The following is an 8,773-nucleotide window of genomic DNA, read 5'->3' on the forward strand; positions in this document are numbered from 1 at the left end:
CTCTGCCTGCAGTGCCCGCTCCTTGTAGGTTGAAGCAAAAATGGTGTCATCCATCTGCAACAGTGGTTGGCCGCGTTCCACCACATCCCCTTCGGCCACGAACAGCGCGGCGAGAATGCCTCCTTCCAAATTCTGCACAATCTGGATATCACTGGAGGGCACGATTTTTCCCTCGCCCCGGGTGAATTCATCGATATTGGCGCGGCTCGCCCAAACCAGCATGACCACAAGAAAGGCGGCAATGACCCACAACAACAACTGGGCAATCAGCGGCGACTGCTTCAGCACCGCCTCCGACGAATAGGACATGTATTTCAGGTCAACGGCTGGCGTCTGCTGGAACTGGCGCCGCAACTTATCTAGCTGTTTGTCTAACATTAGCCCTTGCCTCGAATCTTGCCTTCCTTGAGTGCCGCCAATACCTTCTCCTTGGGGCCATCGGCCACGATTGTGCCACGATCCACCACAATCAATCGATCCACCAGCGAAAGCAGGTTCATCTTGTGGGTAATCAACAGCAAGGTGCTGTCGGCAAACTGGGCCTTAATCTGTTGGCACAAGCGTTCTTCGGTACCCTGATCCATGGCCGAAGTGGGCTCATCCATCAACAGCACCCTGGGCTTGCGCAGGAAGGTACGCGCCATCACGATGGCACTGCGCTGACCACCGGACAGGTTTTCCCCGCGCTCGCCAACGGGCATTTCAAAACCGAGTGGATGGCTGTTGATCAGCTCAAGGATACCCGCTTGACGGGCGGCATCCACCACATCGGCATCGCTGACGCCCTGCAAGCCAAAGGTAATATTCTCCCGCACCGTACCGAAATAGAGTTTCGCGTCCTGGGCCACAAAACCGATGTTGGTGCGCAAATCAGCCGGGTCCAGCTGCTTCACATCAAAGCCGTCCACCAGCACAGACCCCGCACTGGGGTCATAAAGCCGGATGATTAATTTGGCCAGGGTAGATTTCCCCGAGCCAATGCGCCCGATCACAGCAATTTTCTCACCGGCATTGATGGTGATATTAATGTTTTCCAGCGCCGGGCGAGGCTGCTCAGGGTATGAGAAGGTCACGTCTTTCAGGCGGATATTGCCGTCCATAACAGGGCGGTGCAGGTAGCGTTTGTCCGCCTCTCGCTCCACCGGCAAGGCCATGACTTCATTCAGTGACTTGAGCGTACTCTCGGCGTGGTCATAACTGACCAACAGGTTGGCAATCTGGCTGAGTGGCGCCAGGGCGCGGCCGTTGAGAATCACGCAGGCAATCAAGCCGCCCAGGGTCAGGTTCTGGTCCGCAATCAGGTAGACCCCGACCACCACCACGGCGACCATGGCGATCTGCTGGAGAAACTGCACTGCCTGCAAGGCGCTGTTTGAAATCAGTCGCGACTGCAGCCCCCATTGGGAGACATAGCCTACCGACTGCTCCCAAACCCGCTGTAGCTGGCCCTCCGCCCCGAGGGTTTTGATCGTTTCGATACCCACCAGGCTTTCAATCAAAGTGGCATTTTTCTTGGCGCTGCCCCGCATCACATTCTCAATGGTCGGACGCAGTTTCTTTTGCGCGCGCAAACCCTGGTAAATAGCCAGGGGGAAAATAACCAGCGGCACCGCCACCAGCCAGCCCCCCAGAAAGTACATAAATGCCATAAAGAGAATCACAAACGGCAAATCAATCAAGGTCAGGATGGTTGAGGACGTGACAAAGTTTCGCAGCATGTCGAAATCATGCAGTCGCGAGGCAAATGCACCGGCGGAACTGGGGCGCGCCGACATCTTCAGGTTGAGTACCTTTTCAAATAGTTGCGCCGACAACACCACATCGGTGCGTTTGGCCGCCAACTCGACCAGATAGGCCCGCAGTATTTTCAGCACCAGGTCAAACACATAAACGAGGGAGACGCCGATGGCCAGCGCCCACAGTGTTTCAACAGCGTTATTGGGCACCACGCGATCGTAGACATTCATCACGAACAACGGTTGGGCCAGGACAAACAAATTAATCAGGAAGGAAGCCAGCAACACATCCCGGTATATTTTTCCGGAACTGCGCAGCACCCCCCAAAACCAGTGATCCTCCTTATCGCGGTGAATTTTCGGGGTGCGGGAATCAAATTGCTGCATCAAGCGCAGGTAAAAAACATGGCCGCTGTAGTGGGCTTTCAAGCTCTCGAAGCTGACCTGCGAGACTTCATGGTTTTCCGGCGAGGTCACCTCCGCCAACTGCTGCGCAATATTCAGTCCGCTCAACACCACGGCACGGCCGTCATTCATCAGTAAAATGGCGGGCAACACTTCCACGGGGATCTGCTCCAGCTCCCTGGACAGCATGATCGAGGCCAGTCCGGCCCGGTTGGCGGCGCGATTGAAAATAGTTGGCGTCAACTTGCCATTTTCCAGCGGCAATCCTGACGATATGGCCGACACAGAGGTGGGATGTCCTTCAAGGGTCGCCACCGACAACAGGCAATCCATCAAATCATGAGACGCCAGCCGGGTACTGTCCCGCTGGCTTTCCATTGCGATCTCAGACATATTCATAGTTACTTATTCTGGGAGTTAACGGGACTGCATAGGCGAGCCATCCTAACATGCTCTATAGACCGCTCCCAAGATCACACCAGCTTTTCGGGGCGTTTGCCGATATAATTAGCCGTTTTCCAGACTAACGTCCCTCACAGCCGATATGCCCAACCCGAACGAGGCTCCAACCCAGCAGATAGATCGCCGTTTTTCCGTCGCCCCGATGATGGAATACACCGATCGATTCTGTCGCTATTTCCACCGGTTATTAAGCAAGGAGACGCTGCTCTACACCGAGATGGTGACCAGTGCCGCGCTCACCCATGGCGATACCCATCGGCATCTGCAATTTGCTGCCCAGGAGCACCCCATTGCCCTGCAGTTGGGCGGCAGTGACCCCGCCGAGCTGGCCGCTGCAACCCGGTTGGCCAACGCGTACCGGTACGACGAAATCAACCTCAACTGTGGCTGCCCCAGCGACCGGGTGCAATCCGGCATGTTTGGGGCGGTATTGATGAAAAACGCCCGCCATGTCGCCGCGTGTTTCCGCGCCATGCAGGATGCCACCGCCACACCGGTGACCATCAAACACCGTGTCGGTGTAGATGAACTCGACAGCTACCCGTTCCTGTGCGAGTTTGTCGGCACGGTGGCCGAAGCCGGCTGTCACACATTTATCGTCCACGCCCGCAAGGCCTGGCTGAAGGGGCTCAGTCCAAAACAGAACCGGGAGGTCCCACCCCTGGATTACCAGGCCGTCTATCGACTGAAGGCAGACTTCCCCGATCTGGAAATTATTCTCAATGGCGGGGTGACCACGCTGCAACAATCACTGCAGCATCTGCAACAGGTCGACGGCGTGATGATGGGCCGCGAGGCCTACCACAACCCCTACCTCCTGGCGGAAGTCGACCAACGGCTTTTCCACCGGCACACGCCCTCACCCAGCCGCGAAGATGTTTTGGAAAAATTCTGCCGGTTCGTCGAGGGGGAACTGTCGGAAGGCGTCCGGCTGGGCCATATGACCCGCCACATCCTGGGACTCTACCAGGGCGTCCCCGGCGCCCGAAAATTCCGCCGCCATATCAGTGAAAATGCCCACCGCCCCGGTGCGGGAACTGACGTGTTACAACAGGCTCTAACTGCACTCAACGAACTCCGAGTATGACCATGCCCAGCAAACTGGACCAACTGAAAACCATGACCGTGGTGGTCGCTGATACCGGCGATATCGACGCCATCCGCCAATTCCAACCCCTTGACGCCACCACCAACCCCTCGCTGCTGCTCAAGGCGGCCGCTCTGCCCCGCTACCAACCGTTGGTGATGGAAAGCATTGCCAGGGCAAAATCCCGCGGCAGCAACTGGCTGCCCGATTGCATGGACGAATTGGCTGTCAGCATCGGTCTGGAAATCCTCGATGTCGTCCCCGGACGAGTTTCCACCGAAATTGATGCCAGGCTGTCTTTCGATAGCGCAGCCACCGTCCACCGCGGCATGGGCTTGGTGGAAAAATACCAGGCCGCCGGTATTGACCCGGCGCGCATCCTGCTGAAGATTGCCTCCACCTGGGAGGGCATTCGCGCCGCAGAGGAACTGGAGAAAAAAGGTGTGCAATGCAACCTGACACTACTGTTTGGTTTTGATCAGGCGGCAGCCGCCGCCGACGCCGGCGCGTTCCTGATCTCGCCGTTTGTCGGGCGCATTCTCGACTGGCACAAAAACAACGGCGGACAGGCTGAATACCTGCCCCATGAAGATCCGGGTGTCTTGTCCGTGCGCAGCATCTACCACTACTACAAGCAGTGTGACTACAACACCATCGTGATGGGCGCCAGCTTTCGCAACACCGGGGAAATCGAAGCCCTGTCCGGCTGCGACCGCCTCACCATCAGCCCGCAACTGCTCGCCGAGTTGCACGCCGATCACAGCGACTTGCCGCGCAGCCTGCATCCCCAGCACAGTGGGGACGCCATTGATTACGAGCGCGGCGATGAGGCCGCGTTTCGCTACCGGATGAATGCCAACGCCATGGCGACCGAAAAACTGGCCGAAGGCATACGCAATTTCGTCGCCGACCAGGTCAAACTGGAAAAGCTGCTATGGGAGCTGGCCCCGTGATAAAAGGACTCCGCCAGCTGTTTGCCACACCACTGGAACCCCGGCAAGAAGATCTGGAACAGCAATTGCGCCTGACCTCGGCAGCACTGATGGTGGAAATCATGGTGGTGGATCGCCACCTCGATGAGCAGGAATTACAGCACATTGAATCCCTGTTGAAGCAGCAATTTCTGCTCAACGATGAGGAAATCGACGAATTGCTGCAGCTGACAAAAACCGAGGTAAACCGGGCCACTTCGCTGTATCAGTATACCCGCCTGATCAACAACCACTATGACGCCCGCGCCAAGGCACGACTGATTGAGAACCTGTGGCGGGTGGCATTCGCCGACCAGCAATTGGATAAATACGAAGAAGGGTTGATCCGGCAGATCGCCGAACTGCTCTATGTGCCGCACAAGGATTTTATTCAGGCCAAACAGCGCGCCTTGGGAAAGCCCATTTCCTGACAGGGGTCAGGGCCTTCAGCCACCCTGCTCCAGGGCGTGAATCAGATCAATAAACTCTCTCTGATTGCGATCATTGAGCAGCGACAGCAGTCGATGGGCTTCGAGCACCCGGTCGCGAATTTCTTCCACGCCGGATTCGATGTTCGACAACTCCAGGTAACTTTCGTCATCGTCGTGACTGCCCTGGATAATATCAAAGATTTCATCCAGGCCCATGACCGAGAGAATCTGGTAGATACTTTCGTCGTTGCAAAATACCGTGGGCTTAATGCCGAAGTGTTCCTCGCAGTAAATTGCCAACTTGGCCAACAGCCCCAGGGTGGTGCTGTCAACCGCATCCGTCTCCAGCAAATCAGCAACCACTTCGCTGACATGACCATCGTTAAAAATAGCCTCGATGTAATTGTTCAGCGACGTGCAGAGAGTGACGCGAACATCACCGACCAGCTTGATCAGATAGGACTCATCGTGGTGAGAAACAAGGATCTTGCCAGGTTGCATTCAATACCCCCTGCGAATGGTCAAAACCGTGACATCATCCGGTGCATCCTTGACCTTGTCGACGCCTAGCCCCTCGCAAATACTTTCAATGGACGTGTCGGATTTGGCAATGGTGTCGGCGATAAATTGCTCCTTTTCACGGTAGGAAGCACCGGGCAGGAACTCCAGCACCCCATCCGACACAATGGCCATGGCAAACTTTTCGGGAAGTACGATCTCCTGAACATCCCAACTCGCGTCAGGGAAAATGCCGACAGGCTTGCCCTTGCCAGGGAGTGAACGCACATCACCGTTGCTGACGAAAACCGGAGTGGGCATGTGGGCAGCAACAGAATAACGCAAAATATTTCGTTCCATATCGATGGAAGCGGCAAACATGGTCAGGTGCTTATCGAGCCCCAGCGCCATAATTTGTCGGTTAATGTGTTCAATGAAGCCTTCCGGTGCCTTGGCCATCGCGGACATATCATTGCGGGTAATATGGCGGCGGAGAATACGATTAAGTATGAATTTGAGCAACACCGTCAGGAACGCGGATGAAGCCCCATGCCCCGATACATCGGCCACATAAAACACCATGTAGCGGTCGAAAATGACGTTATAACCGACAAAATCACCGCTTAAAAACAACGATGGCACAATCCGGTGGGCAATTTCATACTCACCGTAATAGAGGGGCGTTACCGGCAACAGACTGTGCTGTACCTGGCGCCCCGCCATCTGGTCAACTTCGAGGATGCGCAGGCTCTCCTCCAGTTCCCGGTTGGCTTTTTCGAGCTGTTCCCGGTACAAGCTGTTCTGAACCATCAGGCTCTTGCAGCCTGATGCACGCTCCACCGCCTGACAAAACCGTTCTCCGGTGAAGGGCTTGACCACCACATCCGAGACATTCTGGTGGAAAAACTCCACCACCTGACGGGGATCGCCCTCTGGCACGACCATGATGTAGGCGACGTCTATCTCCATGGACGCCAGCTCGACCAACTGCGCGCGGAGAGGGGAGGAAGGCAGGTCGACCACCACCACACCGGGATGATCGACCTTGATGGCAGCGATAGCTGTCGAGGGGTCATCGAAACAGGAGACACACCATGCAGTGCCGGCCAGATGGCTCTCCAGCTCGCGACAGCTCTGTTGGTCTTCGGCAACAATATACAGTTTGCCGTTTTTTTTCATAGCTTAACCAGAAGCGACTTCAGCGTGCCTGAGCAGCTGACTTGTCATGAAAAAAGGTTCAAACCACCCGACGGGCCAACAGACCATATGAGAAACTAGAAATCGTTGTAGTCTCCAAAATCGTCTTCTACCTGGCCATCACTCGTCAGGAATTTGCGGCGCTGCAAGTAAGCGTCTCGAATAAACGAATAGCGATCACCGCGTACAAACTTCTCAGCCTCAAACAAATCGGCCCGCAGCGAGGTAATTTCCACGCCATAGATTTGGTTGCGGGTCGGGACATGATCGATCTGGGCAATCGGGTTCACCAGTCGATCCACCACTCTGCCCGGGGCATCGCGCACTGTCATGGGGCCAAACAGGGGAATCACCACATAGGGACCGGAATCCACACCCCAGTAGCCCATGGTTTGGCCAAAATCCTCGCCCTCATTCTTGGGCAGCCCGAAATCATCCGCCACATCGAAGAAACCCACCAGGCCAACCGTGGTATTGACCACCAGGCGGCCGGTATCGTTGCCAGCCTGCTTAAACTTGCCCTGTAACACGTCGTTAAGGATATTGACCACTTCGCCGACATTGGCAAACATTCTGCTGACGCCGCGCTCCACCGGGTCAGGGGTGATCGCTTTGTATCCCTTGGCCACAGGCGTAAGGGCGTATTGGTCAAATTTCTCGTTGAAGGCAAAAATCTTGCGATTCACGCCCTCCCAGGGATCCTCGGGATTCCTGGCAGATTCGGCCAGCACCTGGCCCGACAACACAAATCCAGCAAGCAGCAGCAGTATCTTTTTCATTGGGTCTTCCCCTTAACATTATTCTCAGTGCGGAAAATTCGCTGATTCTACACGCTCATCTTTTGCAGGTACACCGTAAACCGGGCCCGGAAGCAGCCTGATACGCCATATTGCAGCAATCATTGCGCGATTCAGGTGACCGTTCCGTCATAAAACTGACACATAGGTATCAGAGAATGCCCGCATGGTTTGAATGGGTCGCTCCATTGAGCCTCCAATGGCCAGCAATAGGCCAGACACTTACTCACAACGCCCTATTAAGGATTGGAGTTAACAATATGAAACGTACTGCAATTTGCTTAGCTGTTAGTGCCCTCACTGCAAGCCCCCTGGTGATGGCTGCGGGAACCCCAACTGCCTCTGAAATTGAACAGGCCAGCGTACAGGACCTGAAGAAATACGTTCTGGCCCTGTCCCAGCGTATTGAGGAAATGGAAGTCAAAACCGACAAGGTTGTCGCCACCGCCAAGCCGGTCGATTCCTGGGCTGACAGAATCCAGTGGTCCGGCGATGTGCGCTACCGTGTTGAAACGATTGACGATGACGCCAAGGCGGAAGACCGCAACCGCAACCGCATCCGCGCCCGCCTCAACGTCGCTGCAAAAATTTCTGATGACGTAACTGCCGGCATGACCCTGGCCAGCGGCAGCGAAGATCCGGTTTCCAGCAACCAGACCCTAGGCGGTGGTGGCACGTCCAAAGACCTGTTCCTGGATATGGCCTGGATTGACTGGAACTTTGCCCCGGATACCCACCTGGTGGCTGGTAAGACAGCAAACCCCTTCTTCGCTGCCGGTGGCAATGGCCTGGTCTGGGACGGCGACTACCGCCCTGAGGGTGCCAACCTCTCCTACGACAATGGCACTGTCTACGCCGTGGCGGCCTATCACTTCCTGAACAGCGATGACGGCAGCAGCGGCACCAATGACATCGAGGAGACCTTCGGCCTGCAAGCCGGCTTTAAAGGCAACATGTCCGACAATATCTCCTTCAACGTCGGCGCCAGCTACTTCTATATCCCCGTTGAAGGCAGCGCAGCCGTCTTCAACAGCAAGTTCTTCGGCAACTCTTCTGTCGGCGGTGTTTACGAATTTGATTATGAAGTCGTGGAACTGTTTGGTGAATTGAGTACCTCTATTGCCGGCATACCCGCCACCCTGTTTGCCGACTACGTCAACAACAGCGATGCCGACGAAGACACCGGTTA

8 protein-coding genes and 1 pseudogene are annotated in these 8,773 nt (G+C 55.7%); 4 read left to right on the top strand and 5 right to left on the bottom strand.

What is annotated here, in order from left to right; translation table 11 throughout:
- Positions 1–378, bottom strand: a pseudogene (locus tag ABY948_RS09390) (hypothetical protein); the annotation flags it as partial.
- On the bottom strand, positions 378–2,534 hold the full coding sequence (locus ABY948_RS09395) for a type I secretion system permease/ATPase (RefSeq protein ID WP_461482272.1): 2,157 nt from the start codon (positions 2,532–2,534) through the stop codon (positions 378–380). The pseudogene ABY948_RS09390 and the gene ABY948_RS09395, both read right to left, overlap by 1 nt.
- Before the next feature lie 151 nt (positions 2,535–2,685).
- Here ABY948_RS09395 and dusA point away from each other — a divergent pair, with 151 nt between their 5' ends.
- Genes dusA through ABY948_RS09410 form a run of 3 tightly spaced genes read left to right on the top strand, consistent with a single transcriptional unit; the run spans position 2,686 to position 5,092 of the window.
- Positions 2,686–3,690 (top strand): tRNA dihydrouridine(20/20a) synthase DusA, encoded by a 1,005-nt coding sequence (dusA, locus tag ABY948_RS09400; protein ID WP_461482273.1) that lies wholly within the window; start codon positions 2,686–2,688, stop codon positions 3,688–3,690.
- A gap of 2 nt (positions 3,691–3,692) precedes the next feature.
- On the top strand, positions 3,693–4,643 hold the full coding sequence (gene tal, locus ABY948_RS09405; protein WP_461482274.1) for a transaldolase: 951 nt from the start codon (positions 3,693–3,695) through the stop codon (positions 4,641–4,643).
- Positions 4,640–5,092 carry a tellurite resistance TerB family protein gene (locus ABY948_RS09410; protein ID WP_461482275.1) on the top strand — a complete coding sequence of 151 codons (453 nt, stop codon included), beginning with the start codon at positions 4,640–4,642 and terminating at the stop codon, positions 5,090–5,092. Before tal ends, ABY948_RS09410 begins: the two co-directional genes overlap by 4 nt.
- Before the next feature lie 15 nt (positions 5,093–5,107).
- On the opposite strand, the gene ABY948_RS09415 is transcribed toward ABY948_RS09410, so the two are convergent.
- From ABY948_RS09415 to ABY948_RS09425, 3 genes are all read right to left on the bottom strand, one after another.
- Positions 5,108–5,593, bottom strand: coding sequence for an STAS domain-containing protein (locus ABY948_RS09415; RefSeq protein ID WP_461482276.1), 486 nt, complete (start codon positions 5,591–5,593; stop codon positions 5,108–5,110).
- A complete protein-coding gene (locus ABY948_RS09420; RefSeq protein ID WP_461482277.1) occupies positions 5,594–6,769 on the bottom strand; it encodes a SpoIIE family protein phosphatase in 1,176 nt (391 codons plus the stop codon).
- Positions 6,770–6,864: 95 nt separating this feature from the next.
- The gene (locus ABY948_RS09425) at positions 6,865–7,566 is read right to left on the bottom strand and encodes an MlaA family lipoprotein (protein WP_461482278.1); all 702 of its coding nucleotides are present in this window, start codon (positions 7,564–7,566) and stop codon (positions 6,865–6,867) included.
- A gap of 335 nt (positions 7,567–7,901) precedes the next feature.
- On the opposite strand from ABY948_RS09425, the gene ABY948_RS09430 reads away from it, so the two are divergent.
- The coding region (locus tag ABY948_RS09430) for a putative porin (protein ID WP_461482279.1) at positions 7,902–8,773 on the top strand (872 nt) is incomplete at its 3' end.

It is taken from the genome of Porticoccus sp. (assembly GCF_041592135.1).
GTDB lineage: Bacteria > Pseudomonadota > Gammaproteobacteria > Pseudomonadales > Porticoccaceae > Porticoccus.

Bases quoted from the DNA above. Each gene is read 5' to 3' on its own strand.
- ABY948_RS09395 (WP_461482272.1), bottom strand. From the start codon at position 2,534: ATGTCTGAGATCGCAATGGAAAGCCAGCGGGACAGTACCCGGCTGGCG.
- dusA (WP_461482273.1), top strand. From the start codon at position 2,686: ATGCCCAACCCGAACGAGGCTCCAACCCAGCAGATAGATCGCCGTTTT.
- tal (WP_461482274.1), top strand. From the start codon at position 3,693: ATGCCCAGCAAACTGGACCAACTGAAAACCATGACCGTGGTGGTCGCT.
- ABY948_RS09415 (WP_461482276.1), bottom strand. From the start codon at position 5,593: ATGCAACCTGGCAAGATCCTTGTTTCTCACCACGATGAGTCCTATCTG.
- ABY948_RS09420 (WP_461482277.1), bottom strand. From the start codon at position 6,769: ATGAAAAAAAACGGCAAACTGTATATTGTTGCCGAAGACCAACAGAGC.
- ABY948_RS09425 (WP_461482278.1), bottom strand. From the start codon at position 7,566: ATGAAAAAGATACTGCTGCTGCTTGCTGGATTTGTGTTGTCGGGCCAG.